The sequence below is a fragment of the uncultured Amphritea sp. genome, from assembly GCF_937127095.1.
Taxonomy (GTDB): Bacteria; Pseudomonadota; Gammaproteobacteria; order Pseudomonadales; family Balneatricaceae; genus Amphritea.
Genome location: NZ_CAKZLP010000068.1, coordinates 13,683 through 29,303, shown reverse-complemented (window position 1 = coordinate 29,303; position 15,621 = coordinate 13,683). Strand labels below are relative to the sequence as shown.

Genomic DNA, 15,621 nt, shown 5'->3' with positions numbered 1-15,621 from the left:
GTCGATCCGAATTGCGCTCAAAATACGCATCAAAACTAAACATTCATCGAAACCGGCGGTATGATGTTGAGATATTATCCATCGTTAGCCGGAAGTCATTCACAGTAACGCGCCATGATAAATCAGTTGAAACAACGATTAGTCCGCTATGCTCCAAGGACCCTTGATAATGGAGGCCCGCAAGCCAGTGTGCTGATTGCACTGACCGATAAATCGGGCGATCCTGAAGTCATATTGACCCGTCGTTGTGATCATCTGAGCACCCACAGTGGTGAGATCGCATTTCCTGGTGGTAAACGTGATGATACCGACCCCGACCTGCTGTTTACCGCGCTGCGTGAAGCCGAGGAAGAGGTGGGCCTTAAACCGGAAAATGTACAGATAATCGGCCCTCTGGGGGATGTGCTATCAAAGCATAAGCTCCAGGTGCGTCCCTATGTGGGAATAATCCCCGAGGGTGTTGAGCTGATCCCTAACCTGGATGAGCTGGACCGGATTCATCGGGTGCCGTTGAGTTTTTTTCTGGATGACCGGCGTCACCATACTGATAAAATACTTTTTCGTGGTATGACCCATTATGTCCCCGCGTATGAGTTTGAAGGCGATATTATCTGGGGGCTGACCGCCTATATGCTGGTGGAGTTGCTGAATGTTGGATTTGATGCCCGGATTCCGATGAAGGTTCGACCGGAACACAGCATCTGCTAAGCGTTTTCTGATGAAAACCTGTTTTCTTTAACCTGACAGAAATAAAAAATATGAACAATGATGTTGCTCCACCCCGTCCCATCCGTTCACCCTGTATTGGTGTATGTGCTCTGGACGAGAAAGATCTCTGTATCGCCTGTCGTCGTACAGGTATAGAGATTGCTGAATGGGGCGTGCTGACGGATGACGAGAAAAAAACCGTATGGGCGCTGATCAGAGAGCGTGAAGAGCAGGATAAACAGTCTTGAGACGGAAGTGCCAATGAACGTAATGATCGATCTTTGCGTGGTGCCGGTGGGTGTGGGTACCTCGGTATCGGCCTATGTGACCGCCTGCCAGCGGGTGCTGCAGGACGCAGGCCTGTCTCATCAGATGCACGCTTACGGCACCAATATCGAGGGTGAGTGGGATGAGGTGTTTGCGGCGGTTAAGCGCTGTCACGAAGTGGTGCATGGGATGGGGGCGGTACGGATCAGCAGCAGTATGCGCATAGGTACCCGTACCGACCGGGAGCAGACAATGGATGACAAGATCAACAGCGTTAAAGCAAAGCTGGAGGAGTAAACAGCGCTAAAAACAGCAGGAAGAGGGTTACTCTTCCTCCTCTTCAAAGTCCCGGTGTAGCTCGATAGCGCGGATAGTTTTTATCTGGTTATCACTCACCTGCAACGTTTCAATCCGGTAGTTGCCTATCAGCATACAGATATTCGCATCCGGGATCGCTTCCAGAATCTCCATCACCAGCCCGTTAATTGTTTTTGGGCCTTCGGTGGGCAGGTTCCAGTTAAGTGATTTATTTACATCACGGATGTTGGCTGTGCCATCAATAAAGTAACTGCCATCGGTCTGTGGGTAGATATCCTGGTTGTCCTCTTTACCGTTCAGCGACATCTCGCCGACGATCTCTTCGAGAATATCTTCCAGGGTAACCACGCCCTGAATATCACCATACTCATCCACCACCAGCGCGATGCGGCGGCTCTCCTGCTGAAAGTTAAGCAGCTGGGTCTGTAACGGGGTGCTTTCAGGGACAAAATAAGGTTCGTGGATCACCTGAAGAATCGCCGCTTTTGTCACCGAATCCTGACGGAACACCTGCGCAAGATTGCGCATATGTAATATGCCGACAACTTTGTTCAGCTCGCCGCGATAGACCGGCATACGGGTATGAGCGGTATTACTGAGCTGATCAATAATGACATCCAGCTCATTATCCATGTCGATGCCGATCACTTCGTTACGGGGAATCATAATGTCGTTGACGGTGACATCATCCAGTTCCAGCACGCCCAGCAGCATCGACTGGTTGCGCTGTTGCAGTACGGCTCCGGATTCATTTACCAGTGTGCGCAGCTCTTCGGTACTGAGATGATGGTTCTCGCCAGCGGTGACTTTAACACCGATCAGTTTGAGCAGGCTGTTAGTGATCAGATTGACAAACCACACCAGCGGATAGAGCAGTTTCAGCAATGGCTGGAGCACATAGGCGGCAGGAAAGGCAATTTTTTCCGGATAAAGCGCCGCGACGGTCTTAGGTGAGACCTCTGCGAAGATCAGAATTACCATGGTCAGGGCGGCAGTGGCGATGAATATACCACCCTCTCCCCAGAGCTGAACTGCAATGATTGTGGCAATTGATGACGCCAGAATATTAACAAAGTTATTGCCGATCAGAATTACACCAATCAGTCGGTCCGGGCGTTTCAGTAGTTTGTTAGCCTTAACGGCGCCTCTGTGTCGGTTTTTTACCAGATGCCGTAACCGATAACGGTTAAGTGACATCATGCCTGTCTCAGAACTCGAGAAAAAGGCTGAACAGAGAATCAGAAAAAAGAGAAGTCCCATAAGGGACTCAATCGATGCGCCTTCCAAGACGGTAAACCTATGGTTGCTAATTGGAAAGACATTGTCGGGTTTAACCCCCGATACTGTCAAGCATACTAAGGTTTCAGTGGCACGGTTTTCTCATCGGGGCTGTTGTATTACAGCAGTAACTCGACCACAAACTTGCTGCCAAAGAAGGACAGCATGAGTACGATGAAGCCGCCGACGGTCCAGCGGATCGCCTTGTGGCTGCGCCAGCCCAGCAGGTGACGGCCCACCAGCAGGGTTGCATAAAGCAGCCAGGCGAGAATAGACAGTACAGTTTTATGCACCAGATACTGGGCAAACAGGTCATCAAATACAATAGCGCCACTGATCAGCGACAGGGTCAGCAGAATCAGACCCACCCAGATCATCTCAAATAGCAGAGTTTCCATGGTCTGCAGCGGTGGCAGTGAACGCAGCAAACCCCGGGTGATGTGATGTTTAAGCTGATATTCCTGTTTTGCCAGCAGTACTGCCTGAAACGCTGCCAGGGTAAAGATGCTGTAGGCCAGTATAGAGATCAGAATATGGATAACCAGACCGGCATCGTAATGTTTGCCAACATCTGAATCCAGCCCGAACAGGGTGAAGAACAGGGCTGTTGCGGCCAGCGGGAAGGTGCCGATAAACAGGTTGTCGATTTTTTGTCGCAGGGAGCTGAGTATTACCAGTGCTGCGACCAGCCAGCCGATCAGCGAGCCGGCACTGAAGAACTCCAGGTGAATGCCGGTCGGACGGTGCAGGTCAAGATAGGCAGAATAACCATGGCTGATGACGGCGATTAAGCCGATCAGGCGGATCATCGAGCTATTTATACTGCGTCCGCTGAAGACCTGCCACTGTAAAATAGCAGCGATCAGATAACAGATAATGGCGAAAATTGCGGGCAGAATATGCATTTGCGGTTAGCTCATCAGTTCCATAGAGTTTGCAGGCGCTAAGTGTGTCACAAATATGAGTGTGATGAAATATTGATACCGGGCCAATTGATGTGGGTTGCGATAATCCGGGTTACGGAATCGTCAGTAACCGGATTATCAGGTTCCTAAAGCGCGCGGCTGCTGTATAATGCTGGACTTTATTTTACTGTAACAGAGAGGCTGTAAAGATGGCCTCTGGCATAAACAGTAGCGGATTTAATACCTCAAGGCGTAACTATGTTTGAGAATCTGACGGATCGTCTGGCGAAAACGCTTAAATCGGTCACGGGCCAGGCAAAACTGACCGAAGACAATATTCAGGGCACTCTGCGTGAAGTGCGAATGGCGCTGCTGGAAGCCGATGTGGCGCTGCCTGTTGTTAAAGAGTTTATTAACAACGTCAAAGAGCGTGCTGTCGGCACTGAGGTCAGTAAGAGTCTGAGCCCGGGCCAGGTATTCGTAAAGATTGTCCAGCAAGAACTGGAAAAAGTGATGGGCGAGGCCAACGAAGGCCTTAACCTGGCTGTCCAGCCGCCCGCGGTTGTGATGATGGCGGGTCTGCAGGGGGCGGGTAAAACCACCTCGGTCGCTAAACTGTCACGTTTTCTGCGTGAGCGGGAGAAGAAAAAAGTGCTGGTCGTTTCTGCCGACGTCTACCGTCCCGCAGCGATCAAGCAGCTGGAAACACTGGCCGCTGAAGTGTCAGTGGACTTTTTCCCGTCCTCTATTGATCAGAAGCCGATCGATATCGTTAATGCGGCGATCCATCACGCCCGAATCAAACATTTTGACGTACTGATTGTTGATACCGCCGGTCGTTTGCATGTCGATAGCGACATGATGGATGAGATCAAGGCGCTGCACGCCGCGATCAAACCGGTCGAGACCCTGTTTGTGGTTGATGCGATGACCGGTCAGGATGCGGCGAATACGGCAAAAGCATTTAATGATGTGCTGCCGCTGACCGGTGTGATTCTGACTAAAACCGATGGTGATGCCCGCGGTGGTGCTGCGTTATCGGTTCGCCATATCACCGGCAAGCCGATTAAGTTCCTCGGTGTGGGTGAAAAAGTCGATGCGCTGGAACCGTTCCACCCGGACCGTATCGCCTCCCGGATTCTGGGGATGGGCGATGTGCTCTCTCTGATCGAAGAGGTCGAGCAGAAGGTCGATAAAGAGAAAGCTGAACGACTTGCTAAAAAGGTTCAAACCGGCAAAGGCTTTGATCTGGAAGACTTCCGTGATCAGCTGCAGCAGATGAGCAACATGGGCGGCATGGCGTCGCTGATGGATAAACTGCCGGGCATGGGACAGATGGCTCCGGCGATGCAGGGCGCTAACCTGTCGAATGCCGAGAAAGGCTTTAAGCAGTTTGAGTCGATCATCAACTCGATGACCCCCCATGAGCGTAAACGCCCGGATGTGATCAGTGGTTCCCGGAAAAAGCGTATTGCGATGGGTTCAGGCACCCAGATTCAGGATGTGAACCGTCTGCTCAAGCAGCATAAGCAGATGGCCAAGATGATGAAGAAGTTTTCCACAAAAGGCGGCATGGCCAAAATGATGCGCGGTATGAAAGGGATGATGCCGGGTGGTATGGGCGGCCCTGGTGGTTTTCCGCGAATGTGATCCGGCTGCTGTTTCGGCAACATAAGCAGATGGCAAAGATGATGAACTCTCTATAAGAGCTTTGCTCCACAAAAGGCGGCATGGCCAAAATGATGCGCGGTATGAAAGGGATGATGCCGGGTGGTATGGGCGGCCCTGGAGGCTTCCCGCGGATGTGATCCTGTTACTGTTTAAGTATCATAAGCAGATGGCAAAGATGATGAACTCTCTATAAGAGCTTTGCTCCACCAAAGGCGGTATGGCCAAAATGATGCGCGGTATGAAAGGGATGATGCCGGGTGGTATGGGCGGCTCTGCTGGCTTTCTTCACGTTTAACCGTTTTATAATCATGTGATTATTAAATAATCAAAAAGCTTCACAGGGGCGGAAAATTCACGTAATATGCCGCACCTGATTTTTAAATGGGTGCGGTCTGCGTCGGTGTTCTGTCAGAACCCGGAACGGGGCTGTTATCTGTAAACTGTGAGCGATTTCAAAACTCACTTAATAAAGGGACCTAACGCATGGTAACTATTCGTCTAGCTCGTAGTGGCGCTAAAAAGCGTCCGTTTTATCACCTGACTGTGGCTGATTCTCGTAATCCGCGTGACGGTCGTTTTATTGAGCGTGTTGGCTTCTTCAATCCACTGGCAAAAGGCCAGGAAGAAAGTCTGCGCATCAACCAGGAACGTATTGATTACTGGGTTGCTAAAGGCGCGCAACTGTCTGATCGTGTTGCGAAGCTGATTAAAGACGCTAAGTAAACATTTTTAAGCAATCAGTCGGGTTTGAGTGATGAGTGGCTATACGTCTGAAGATATAATAACCGTCGGGCGAATCACCACACTTTATGGTGTTAAGGGCTGGGTTAAAGTGTATTCCCATACCGAACCGATGGAGACCATCCTCGAATATTCACCGTGGCTACTGAACATTAATGGTCAGTGGAAACCGTTCAAGATAGCGGACGGTAAACGACACGGTAAAGGGCTGGTCGCAAAGCTGGCTGGGGTCGACGATCGGGATATTGCACGCAGCTATTGTGGTGTTGATATTGCGATTGAGAAGAATCTGCTTCCTGAACTGGAAGAGGGAGACTTCTACTGGAGCCAGCTGGAAAAGCTTGAAGTATTAACCGAGTCCGGCGAAAAGCTGGGTAAGGTGAGTCATCTGATCTCTACCGGATCTAACGATGTGTTGGTAGTGAAAGGTAACGCAGAGAGCATTGATCGTCGCGAACGATTGATTCCCTACCTGCCGGATCAGGTGGTAAAAGAGATAAACCTTGAAGAAGGTACGATTCGGGTCGATTGGGATCCGGAGTTTTAACCGGTGTGGATCGGTGTTGTAACCCTTTTTCCGGAGATGTTTGAGGCGATAACTCGTCACGGAGTCACCGGAAAAGCAGTGCGCAACGGCTTGCTGGATGTGCAGTGTTGGAATCCTCGTGAGTTCACCAGGGATAAACACCGAACCGTGGATGACCGCCCTTATGGCGGTGGTCCTGGAATGTTGATGAAGGTGCAGCCGTTGCGGGACGCGATCCAGGCAGCGAAACAGTCTGCGGGTGATAAGGTCAGAGTAATCTATCTGTCACCGCAGGGGCGCCGACTCGATCATGCCGGGGTGAAGGAGCTGGCCGCTGCAGAGCGGTTAATTCTGGTTGCAGGGCGCTATGAAGGTATTGATGAGCGTCTTGTGGATAGCGAAATCGATGAAGAGTGGTCATTGGGGGATTTTGTTCTCAGTGGCGGCGAGCTACCAGCAATGGTGCTGATCGATGCGGTGTCCCGACTGGTTCCTGGGGTGCTTGGCCATCAGGATTCAGCCGCAGAAGACTCCTTTAGTGATGGGCTGCTTGACTGTCCTCACTACACCCGACCGGAAAAACTCGACGATATGTCCGTACCTGATGTGTTGCTTAGCGGTAACCACGAGGCGATCAGACGCTGGCGTCTGAAACAGCAGCTAGGGCGAACCTGGAAACGGCGTCCCGAACTGCTGGAAGACCTTGAACTGACCAAAGAGCAGCTGACATTGTTAACCGAATTTATCCGTGAGACAGAAGCGTCTCAGGGTTAGTATTTAGGAGCGTGCTATGAGCAGCAAAAACTCTATCATTCAGCAGATCGAAGCTGAACAGATGAACAAAGTAGTACCAGAATTTTCACCGGGTGATACCGTTGTTGTTCAGGTAAAAGTAGTTGAAGGCACCCGTCAGCGTCTACAGGCGTTTGAAGGTGTTGTGATTGGTAAGCGTAACCGTGGCGTTAACTCTGCGTTCACTGTTCGTAAAATCTCTCACGGTGTGGGTGTTGAGCGTACTTTCCAGACTTTTGCGTCTACTGTAGACAGTATTGAAGTTAAGCGTCGCGGTGACGTGCGCCAGGCTAAACTGTACTACCTGCGTGAACGTAGTGGTAAGTCTGCACGTATTAAAGAAAAACTGTCTAAGTAATCTGCTTACCAGTTTGAGTATAAAAGGTGGCTTTAGCCGCCTTTTTTATTGCCTGTAATTCGCGACAGTGTTGAACTCGTATTAATATGTAGGCAGGATGTACTTATCGGATTCTGGGGATATGTTGGGCTTCAGAGTTTCAACGCTTACTATTGTTTAGGTTTGGGCATTGAAGAGACTATCGATCGGGCTGGGCTCTGTTTTCCTGCTGATGGTTATCGCTGTGTATGCAGGCAATGATAACGTAACAGGTCGTACTGAACATAGTGAGTCAGGGACCAGTGCTGCCATGAGCAAGGAAGATGCACACCGGCAGGCTACCCGTGAGGCTATTCAGCGGGCAGTGCTGGGTGGTCATACCCAGCAGGAATTAGTGGAGAAACGCTATGAGTCTGTTAGCCATGAAGAGATAGCCGCATATGTCGGTAGTTGGGTAAAACTGGAAACCTACTTTGGCCGTAAGGTTGAGGGTACGCTTAAGAGTGTGGATGGCGATATATTATATATCGATGAGCATCTTGGTCAGGGTAGCGCAAGCTATCCTATTGATAAAACGAAGCTTTCCGGGCTGAAAGTGTTACGTTGATACTGTACCCGTAACGGATCCTTCTCTGAGTGACTAGCGAACTATTGACTGAACAGCCATCAACTGATGCCCGGCTGACCGCTGAGCATCCATCCCCCCGCGATTCTGAACTGATTGAACAGTACATCGATGCACTCTGGCTGGAGAAGGGGTTGAGTAAAAATACTCTCAGCTCATACCGCCGTGATCTCTCTATCTATGCTTGTTGGTTGAATAGCCGCAACGCTTATCTGCTTGAATCCTGTCGCACAGACCTGCTGAGTTACCTTAACTGGCGTGTGCGTCAGCGGATGAAAGCCAGTTCGACGTCGCGATTACTGTCGTGTCTGCGGGGGTTCTTTCGCTATCTGTTGCGCGAAGGGGTGTTAGTCGAAGATCCAACGTTGCAGGTGGAAAGCCCCAAGCGTGGGCGGCCGTTACCTAAAACCCTGAGTGAGTCTGAGGTGGAAGCCCTGTTGCAGGCCCCCGATCTGGGTGATGTGCTTGGTTTTCGCGATCGGGCAATGCTGGAGATGCTCTACTCTTCAGGCTTGCGGGTGAGTGAGCTGGTCGGATTGCAGCTGTCGCAGATTAATCTGCGGCAGGGGGTTATCCGGGTTATAGGTAAGGGGGATAAAGAGCGTCTGGTGCCGCTGGGCGATGAGGCGGCCGACTGGTTGGTGCGTTACCTTAAAGAGGGGCGCCCTGGGTTGATTGATGATGCTGCGAATGAAGTGGTATTTCCCAGTCGCAGAGGCCAGCAGATGACCCGGCAAACCTTCTGGCACCGGATAAAACGTCACGGTCTGGCCGCCGGGGTGGAGCAATTGCCATCACCTCATGTGTTGCGTCACGCGTTTGCCACCCATCTGCTGAATCATGGCGCTGATCTGCGTGTTGTGCAGTTGCTGTTGGGCCATAGTGACCTCTCTACTACACAGATTTATACGCATATAGCCCGTCATCGGTTACAATCGCTGCACAAACAGCACCACCCGCGGGGGTGACAGTCGGCCCTGTTTACAGGTTGCTTTCAGGTTGTTTTCAGTTTTCAGGTGTAGTTTTAGGTCAGTCCGGAAACTAAGTAGCCCTTTTGACGTCTTAAAGGCGGATGGCTTTTTAAGTATGTTAACCGGAACCCCTGCGATATCACCTTTTTGGGCATCTCTTTCGAAGAGCGGAAGGATAGTTGAGGACATTATGCAAAAAATATTTTTCACGATAGTGGCGATGGCTCTGCTGAGTTTTAATGTATCAGCGGATGAGAGTAAAGAAGCGGCTATCCGTTCAGCATTGAGTGCCCTCAGTAGTCAGGTACCCATCGTTGCCGTGGCTGATGCACAGTTTCCCGGTCTGTATGAAGTCACGCTGGCCAGCGGAGAAAAGCTTTATGTGAATGAGGCTGGCAGTCACTTTATTGTTGGCGAAGTGTATAAAGTTCAGCCGGATGGGCGTCTGGTGAACCTTACCGAAGAGGGTAAAAAAACAGGCCGCATAGAGCAGTTAGCGACGCTTGATCCGCAGGATATGATTATCTTTCCGGCCATTGGTGAAACTAAGGCGCATATGACGGTCTTTACGGATACGGATTGTTTCTACTGTCGTAAGCTGCATCAGGAGATGGCTAAGATTAATCAGAAGGGTATTGAGGTTCGTTACCTGGCGTTCCCTCGTGCGGGAGCCGGCTCTAAAACAGAGCAGGTGATGCAATCTATATGGTGTGCGGATAAAAAGGATCAGCTAGAGCGGTTTACTCAGGCTAAAGCGGGCCAGACAATTCCTTCGCTTAGCTGTGAAAGCAGTCCGGTGATGAGTCAGTATGAGCTTGGACAAAAAATGGGTGTGACCGGCACCCCGGCGTTGGTGCTGCAGGATGGTACTCTGGTGCCAGGTTATATGCCTGCTGATCAGTTGGCGAAGATGCTGGGTGTGGTTAACTAAACCCTTTCTGTCACACTGTGTTGTAATAAGGGAGCGATGAGCTCCCTTTTTGTTGTCGCTGCATTATTCAGTATGGATTTTTTTTGCATTGGGCTGGACGCTGCATAGAGCTTAGGCTTGGATTTAGCTATAATGCGTGCCTATTTTTTAACCGCAGAAATGTCTGCCGCTCGAATAGCATAGTAATAGCGCGAGGTAATGGTTTGAAACCTGTAAAAGTTGGTATCTGTGGTCTTGGCACCGTTGGTGGCGGTACTTTTAATGTACTGAAACGCAACGCCGAAGAGATCTCCCGTCGTGCGGGTCGTAGCATCGTTGTAGAATCGATAGGCGCCCGTCGTGTAAATCCCGATTGCGACACCTTTGGTACCCATATTACAGGGGATATTTTTGAAATAGCCACCAACCCCGAAATCGACATCGTGGTTGAGCTGATCGGCGGCTATGACACCGCGCTGAAACTGGTGATGACCGCTATTGAAAATGGTAAGCACGTTGTCACTGCTAACAAAGCACTGATCGCTGTTCATGGTAATGAGATCTTCGAAGCGGCACAGAAAAAGAACGTGATGGTGGCCTTTGAAGCCTCGGTTGCCGGTGGTATTCCGGTCATCAAGGCGATCCGTGAGGGACTTTCCGGCAACAAGATCAACTGGCTGGCGGGGATCATAAACGGCACCGGTAACTTTATCCTCACCGAGATGCGTGACAAAGGCCGTGATTTTGCCGATGTACTGGCGGAAGCGCAGGCACTCGGCTATGCCGAAGCGGACCCGACCTTTGATGTTGAGGGGATCGATGCTGCCCATAAACTGACCATTCTGGCCTCCATCGCGTTTGGCATCCCATTGCAGTTCGATAAAGCTTATACCGAAGGCATCAGTAATATCACTGCTGAAGATGTGCAGTACGCCGAAGAGCTGGGTTACCGCATTAAACATCTGGGCATCAGTCGTCGTACTGAAACAGGCATTGAACTGCGGGTGCATCCGACTATGATTCCGGAGAAAGCGCTGCTGGCGAATGTTCATGGCGTCATGAATGCGGTGCTGGTGGATGGTGACGCTGTCGGCCAGACTATGTATTACGGTGCCGGAGCCGGTGCTGAACCGACCGCTTCTGCCGTCGTGGCTGATATTGTTGATGTGGTTCGGACCCTGACTGCTGATCGTGATAACCGCGTGCCGCATCTGGCGTTTCAGCCAGGCAGTCTGTCTGAGATGCCGATTCTGCCCGTCGATGCTATTACCAGTGGTTATTACCTGCGTCTGACCGTCAATGAACGTCCCGGCGTGTTGGCGAAGGTTGCCACCATTCTGAGCGAGTTAGAGATCAGTATTGATGCCATTGTGCAGAAAGAGACCCATCAGCAACAGGTACCTATCATCATTCTGACTCAGGATGTTGAAGAGAAGCGGATGAATCAGGCAATCGCTAAAATCGAAGCGCTGGCTGACGTCAATGAACCGGTTACCCGTATCCGTGTTGAACATCTCTAAGGCAATCGCAATAGCAGGAATTTAGACAGTGAAATATATCTCTACCCGGGGCCAGGCTCCCGCACTGAATTTTGAAGAAGTACTGCTGGCCGGTCTGGCCAGCGATGGTGGTCTGTATGTGCCGGAAGTTCTGCCGACGTTCACTCAGGAGGAGATCGCCTCCTGGGCGGGTTTGCCCTATAACGAACTGGCGTACAAGATTATCAAGCCGTTCGTTGATGACTGTGTGGCAGACAGCGATCTGAAACAGATGATCGACGACACCTATGCGGGGTTTAACCATATTGCGGTTGCGCCACTGAAAGAGCTGGGCACCAACGAGTGGGTACTGGAGCTATTCCACGGCCCGACTCTGGCATTTAAAGACTTTGCTCTGCAACTGTTGGGTCGTCTGATGGATTATGCCCTGAGCAAGCGTCAGGAGCGTCTGGTGATTATGGGGGCTACCTCCGGTGATACCGGTTCCGCTGCCATTGAAGGCTGTCGTCACAGCGAACATCTGGATATCTTTATTCTGCATCCGTATAACCGGGTGTCCGAAGTGCAGCGCAAGCAGATGACCACTATTGTCGAAGATAATGTGTTCAACATCGCCCTGGAAGGTAACTTCGATGATTGTCAGGAGATGGTCAAAGACAGCTTTGCCAATCAGGATTTTCTCGGTGGTCGTAAACTGGGTGCAGTAAACTCGATCAACTGGGCGCGGATTATGTCCCAGATCGTTTACTACTTCTCTGCGTCATTGGCGGTCGGAGGTCCCCATCGCGAAGTGGCGTTCTCTGTGCCGACCGGTAACTTCGGCGATATTTTTGCCGGTTATCTGGCGAAGCAGATGGGTCTGCCGATCAGCCAGCTGGTGGTGGCGACGAATAAGAACGATATCCTGCACCGGGTTATCTCCGGTAATGATATGAGCAAGGGTGAGCTGGTTCATACCCTGTCTCCGTCTATGGATATCATGGTGTCGTCCAACTTTGAACGTCTGCTGTTTGATGTTTATGGCCGTGATGGTGCTGCGATCAGCGAACTGATGGCTAAGTTCAAAACGCAGCCGGTTCAGTTAGATAAGTCGCGCTGGGAAGCGGTGCGTGAACTGTTCGACAGCTATGCCTGTGACGACGAAGCCACCTGTGAAGTGATTGCCAAAGTCGCGGCTGAAACCGGTTATCTGCTGGATCCGCATACCGCTATCGGCGTTGCTGCCGGTCGTGAATGTAATCGTGATGCCAGTGTGCCGATGATTGTATTATCGACTGCTCACCCGGTTAAATTTCCGGAAGCCGTATTGAAAGCAGGCCTGGAATCACCTCAGCTGCCAGCCCATATGGCAGATCTGTTTGAGCGTGAAGAGCGGTTTACTGTGTTGCCTAACCAGCTGGCGACAGTACAGCAGTTTGTTGCTGATAACGTTCACAATAAGTAATTACTTGCTGCTTTGATAATAGCCCGTTAGAGTCTCTGGCTTTAACGGGCTTTTTATTGGGGGATAATAAGCATGGATCTGTTTTTTCTGTTGTCGAAAGGTTTCTGGGTGTTAGCGAATCCAGGCAATCTGCTTATCCTGATACTGGTGCTGGCGCTGTTTAAAGGCTGGCGCACGCTGTCTTCTATAGTCGCTTTTTGCTTATTGTTTATCACCTTCTATCCAGCCGGTGATCTGCTGTTGCAGCCGTTGGAAAAACGTTTTTCTCAGCCAGTGACACTGCCTGAAGAGATTGCCGGAATTATTGTGTTGGGCGGCGCAGAAGAGGCGGAGCTAAGCTCCATCTGGCAGCAGCCACAGTTTAATATGGCCGCAGAGCGGGATATGGTGATTCCACCACTGCTGCAGCGTTATGCTGATGCGCCGGTTATCCTCACCGGTGGTTCGGGTTTAGTACTTAAGCCTGAGTTTCGAGGTGCCGACGTGCAGCAGTCCTGGTTGCAGCAACAGCAGTTAGATGATCGGGTCATCTTTGAGCGTGATTCCCGTAACACCTTTGAGAACGCCATCTACAGTCAGGGCGTGTTGCCGCCGGAAACCGATTTTGCAGATCCCCGTGGCTGGTTGCTGGTGACTTCGGCATTTCATATGCCGCGTTCAGTGGGCATCTTTCGTGGTCAGGGTTGGAATGTGATCCCCTATCCGGTGGATTACTACTCCAGGCCGGTGGGATTAAACAGCTGGCGGGCTGACCTCGGTCGCAATCTGTATGAGCTGTCGATCGGTGTGCGTGAGTGGATCGGTCTGGGCGCTTATTATCTGACCGATAAAACCGACGAACTGTTTCCATCAGCCACTCTGGATATTAGTCAGAATGAGTGAGCTTATGATTCGTCGCCGTGAGGCCGACCTGAATAGTCATGTGTTTAATCAGGTGCATCCGCTGCTGGCGCGGATCTATGCCAGTCGCGGTTTGGATGATGCGGATGCCCTGGGGCGAAGCCTGCAACAGCTGCAAACCGGCCGGGATATGCTCGGGTTGGAACAGGCGGTCAAACGACTGGTTCTCGCGTTGCAGCAGGATCAGCATATTCTGATTATCGGTGACTTTGACTGCGATGGTGCCACCAGTACCGCACTGGGGGTGCTGGGGCTGGGTATGATGGGTGCCAACCGGGTCAGTTATCTGGTGCCCAACCGGTTTGAGTTTGGTTATGGCTTAAGCCCTGAAATTGTAAAAGTGGCGGCTCAGCAGCAGCCCGACCTGATTATCACGGTAGATAATGGTATCTCTAGTGTCAGCGGAGTCGCTGAAGCGAATGCGCTGGGCATCGATGTATTGATTACCGATCACCATCTGCCCGGCGACCAGTTGCCGGATGCCTGTGCGATTGTAAACCCGAATCAGCCGGGCTGTCGCTTCAGTGAGAAATCTACTTGTGGTGTGGGCGTTATCTTCTATGTGATGACGGCGTTGCGCCGGGCATTGGAAGAGCTGAACTGGTTTGAGCAGCGAGGCCTTGCTAAACCTAATCTGGGGAGTTTACTGGATCTGGTGGCGCTGGGAACCGTGGCGGATGTCGTGCCGCTGGAACAGAATAACCGCACCCTGGTCTATCAGGGGCTGCAGCGGATCCGCTCGGGCAAAGCGCGAGCGGGTATCATGGCGCTGATTGAGATTAGCGGACGACAGCGAAGTCGTCTGACGGCGACTGATCTCGGCTTTGCTCTGGCCCCCCGGTTGAATGCTGCGGGTCGCCTGGACGATATGTCGATCGGTATCGAGTGTCTGCTGACCAACGACCCGCAACGTGCGCAGAAACTGGCGCTGCAACTGGATACCCTGAATCAGGAGCGCCGGGGGATTGAACAGGAGATGCAGCAGCAGGCGGTAGCACTGCTGGATGAGCTTGAGCTGGATGCTGAAGGGGAGTTACCCTTCGGTCTCTGTCTCTATGATCCGGACTGGCACCAGGGTGTTATCGGTATCCTGGCCTCGAGAATTAAAGAGAAGCTTAACCGCCCGGTGGTGGCATTTGCCATCGGTGATGCGGGCGAACTGAAAGGCTCGGCGCGCTCTGTGGCCGGCTTTCATATCCGCGATGGGCTTGATGCTGTTGCGGCTAAACATCCGGAACTGCTGAAAAAGTTTGGCGGCCATGCGATGGCGGCTGGCATGACCATCGCAGCAGAGAATCTGGGCCTGTTTCAACAGGCATTTGATGCCGAGGTGCGGCGTCAGCTGAGTGCTGAACAGTTGCAGCATGCGGTGCTGACCGATGGTTGTTTATCCGGTGCTGAGTTGTCGATGGAGATGGCTGAACTACTGCGTGAATCGGGTCCCTGGGGGCATCAGTTTCCGGAGCCGTTGTTTGATGGCGAGTTCTCCCTGTTGCAGCAACGGATCGTCGGCCAGCGGCACCTGAAGCTGGTATTAATGGAGCCGGAAAGTGGTACCGCCATTGATGCGATCCACTTTAATGCGGATACTACCCTCTGGCCCAATGATGCCATTCAGCGGGTGCGTGCTGTGTATCGGCTTGATGTAAATGAATTTCGCGGGCAACGCAGCCTGCAACTGATGATTGACCACCTGCTGCCCCTCTGATCAGGCAGCAATTTTTTTGAT

General features: G+C 51.5%; 17 protein-coding genes. 15 read left to right on the top strand and 2 right to left on the bottom strand.

Annotated elements, in window-relative coordinates:
* Positions 1 to 114 precede the first annotated feature (114 nt).
* The 3 genes from Q0499_RS17430 to Q0499_RS17420 are packed head-to-tail and all read left to right on the top strand — an operon-like array spanning position 115 to position 1,272.
* On the top strand, positions 115 to 708 hold the full coding sequence (locus tag Q0499_RS17430; RefSeq protein ID WP_299202000.1) for a CoA pyrophosphatase: 594 nt from the start codon (positions 115 to 117) through the stop codon (positions 706 to 708).
* A gap of 50 nt (positions 709 to 758) precedes the next feature.
* Complete coding sequence (locus tag Q0499_RS17425) at positions 759 to 956, top strand: DUF1289 domain-containing protein (protein ID WP_299201997.1); 198 nt, start codon at positions 759 to 761, stop codon at positions 954 to 956.
* A gap of 13 nt (positions 957 to 969) precedes the next feature.
* Positions 970 to 1,272, top strand: coding sequence for an MTH1187 family thiamine-binding protein (locus tag Q0499_RS17420; RefSeq protein WP_299201994.1), 303 nt, complete (start codon positions 970 to 972; stop codon positions 1,270 to 1,272).
* A 27-nt stretch (positions 1,273 to 1,299) separates the two neighbouring features.
* Here the strand turns inward: Q0499_RS17420 and Q0499_RS17415 are convergent, their stop codons facing one another.
* A complete protein-coding gene (locus tag Q0499_RS17415) occupies positions 1,300 to 2,580 on the bottom strand; it encodes an HlyC/CorC family transporter (protein ID WP_299201991.1) in 1,281 nt (426 codons plus the stop codon).
* A 110-nt stretch (positions 2,581 to 2,690) separates the two neighbouring features.
* Entirely contained in the window at positions 2,691 to 3,476 is a 786-nt protein-coding gene (gene ccsA / locus Q0499_RS17410; protein ID WP_299201988.1) for a cytochrome c biogenesis protein CcsA, read from the bottom strand.
* Between the two features lie 258 nt (positions 3,477 to 3,734).
* Here ccsA and ffh point away from each other — a divergent pair, with 258 nt between their 5' ends.
* The 12 genes from ffh to recJ all read left to right on the top strand — a co-directional run bounded on the left by ffh (position 3,735) and on the right by recJ (position 15,600).
* On the top strand, positions 3,735 to 5,126 hold the full coding sequence (gene ffh, locus Q0499_RS17405) for a signal recognition particle protein (protein ID WP_299201985.1): 1,392 nt from the start codon (positions 3,735 to 3,737) through the stop codon (positions 5,124 to 5,126).
* A 504-nt stretch (positions 5,127 to 5,630) separates the two neighbouring features.
* Complete coding sequence (gene rpsP / locus Q0499_RS17400) at positions 5,631 to 5,870, top strand: 30S ribosomal protein S16 (RefSeq protein WP_299201982.1); 240 nt, start codon at positions 5,631 to 5,633, stop codon at positions 5,868 to 5,870.
* Positions 5,871 to 5,901: 31 nt separating this feature from the next.
* Complete coding sequence (gene rimM, locus Q0499_RS17395; protein ID WP_299201979.1) at positions 5,902 to 6,435, top strand: ribosome maturation factor RimM; 534 nt, start codon at positions 5,902 to 5,904, stop codon at positions 6,433 to 6,435.
* 3 nt (positions 6,436 to 6,438) lie between these two features.
* On the top strand, positions 6,439 to 7,188 hold the full coding sequence (gene trmD / locus Q0499_RS17390; protein ID WP_299201976.1) for a tRNA (guanosine(37)-N1)-methyltransferase TrmD: 750 nt from the start codon (positions 6,439 to 6,441) through the stop codon (positions 7,186 to 7,188).
* A gap of 16 nt (positions 7,189 to 7,204) precedes the next feature.
* A complete protein-coding gene (gene rplS / locus Q0499_RS17385; RefSeq protein ID WP_299201972.1) occupies positions 7,205 to 7,564 on the top strand; it encodes a 50S ribosomal protein L19 in 360 nt (119 codons plus the stop codon).
* A 169-nt stretch (positions 7,565 to 7,733) separates the two neighbouring features.
* On the top strand, positions 7,734 to 8,150 hold the full coding sequence (locus Q0499_RS17380) for a hypothetical protein (RefSeq protein ID WP_299201969.1): 417 nt from the start codon (positions 7,734 to 7,736) through the stop codon (positions 8,148 to 8,150).
* A gap of 110 nt (positions 8,151 to 8,260) precedes the next feature.
* Positions 8,261 to 9,136, top strand: coding sequence for a site-specific tyrosine recombinase XerD (gene xerD / locus Q0499_RS17375; RefSeq protein ID WP_299202216.1), 876 nt, complete (start codon positions 8,261 to 8,263; stop codon positions 9,134 to 9,136).
* Between the two features lie 193 nt (positions 9,137 to 9,329).
* The gene (locus tag Q0499_RS17370) at positions 9,330 to 10,070 is read left to right on the top strand and encodes a DsbC family protein (protein ID WP_299201966.1); all 741 of its coding nucleotides are present in this window, start codon (positions 9,330 to 9,332) and stop codon (positions 10,068 to 10,070) included.
* Positions 10,071 to 10,273: 203 nt separating this feature from the next.
* Positions 10,274 to 11,569, top strand: coding sequence for a homoserine dehydrogenase (locus Q0499_RS17365; RefSeq protein ID WP_299201963.1), 1,296 nt, complete (start codon positions 10,274 to 10,276; stop codon positions 11,567 to 11,569).
* A gap of 28 nt (positions 11,570 to 11,597) precedes the next feature.
* On the top strand, positions 11,598 to 12,992 hold the full coding sequence (gene thrC / locus Q0499_RS17360; RefSeq protein WP_299201960.1) for a threonine synthase: 1,395 nt from the start codon (positions 11,598 to 11,600) through the stop codon (positions 12,990 to 12,992).
* Positions 12,993 to 13,064: 72 nt separating this feature from the next.
* Positions 13,065 to 13,874 (top strand): YdcF family protein, encoded by an 810-nt coding sequence (locus tag Q0499_RS17355; protein WP_299201957.1) that lies wholly within the window; start codon positions 13,065 to 13,067, stop codon positions 13,872 to 13,874.
* On the top strand, positions 13,867 to 15,600 hold the full coding sequence (gene recJ, locus Q0499_RS17350) for a single-stranded-DNA-specific exonuclease RecJ (RefSeq protein ID WP_299201954.1): 1,734 nt from the start codon (positions 13,867 to 13,869) through the stop codon (positions 15,598 to 15,600). The genes Q0499_RS17355 and recJ overlap by 8 nt, the downstream gene beginning before the upstream one ends.
* Positions 15,601 to 15,621 lie beyond the last annotated feature (21 nt).

What these genes read in the sequence shown, in the direction of transcription:
- ccsA (WP_299201988.1), bottom strand. Translation starts at nt 3,476, where the DNA reads ATGCATATTCTGCCCGCAATTTTCGCCATTATCTGTTATCTGATCGCT.
- Q0499_RS17420 (WP_299201994.1), top strand. Translation starts at nt 970, where the DNA reads ATGAACGTAATGATCGATCTTTGCGTGGTGCCGGTGGGTGTGGGTACC.
- Q0499_RS17370 (WP_299201966.1), top strand. Translation starts at nt 9,330, where the DNA reads ATGCAAAAAATATTTTTCACGATAGTGGCGATGGCTCTGCTGAGTTTT.
- recJ (WP_299201954.1), top strand. Translation starts at nt 13,867, where the DNA reads ATGAGTGAGCTTATGATTCGTCGCCGTGAGGCCGACCTGAATAGTCAT.
- Q0499_RS17430 (WP_299202000.1), top strand. Translation starts at nt 115, where the DNA reads ATGATAAATCAGTTGAAACAACGATTAGTCCGCTATGCTCCAAGGACC.
- rpsP (WP_299201982.1), top strand. Translation starts at nt 5,631, where the DNA reads ATGGTAACTATTCGTCTAGCTCGTAGTGGCGCTAAAAAGCGTCCGTTT.
- rimM (WP_299201979.1), top strand. Translation starts at nt 5,902, where the DNA reads ATGAGTGGCTATACGTCTGAAGATATAATAACCGTCGGGCGAATCACC.
- Q0499_RS17355 (WP_299201957.1), top strand. Translation starts at nt 13,065, where the DNA reads ATGGATCTGTTTTTTCTGTTGTCGAAAGGTTTCTGGGTGTTAGCGAAT.
- Q0499_RS17425 (WP_299201997.1), top strand. Translation starts at nt 759, where the DNA reads ATGAACAATGATGTTGCTCCACCCCGTCCCATCCGTTCACCCTGTATT.
- rplS (WP_299201972.1), top strand. Translation starts at nt 7,205, where the DNA reads ATGAGCAGCAAAAACTCTATCATTCAGCAGATCGAAGCTGAACAGATG.
- ffh (WP_299201985.1), top strand. Translation starts at nt 3,735, where the DNA reads ATGTTTGAGAATCTGACGGATCGTCTGGCGAAAACGCTTAAATCGGTC.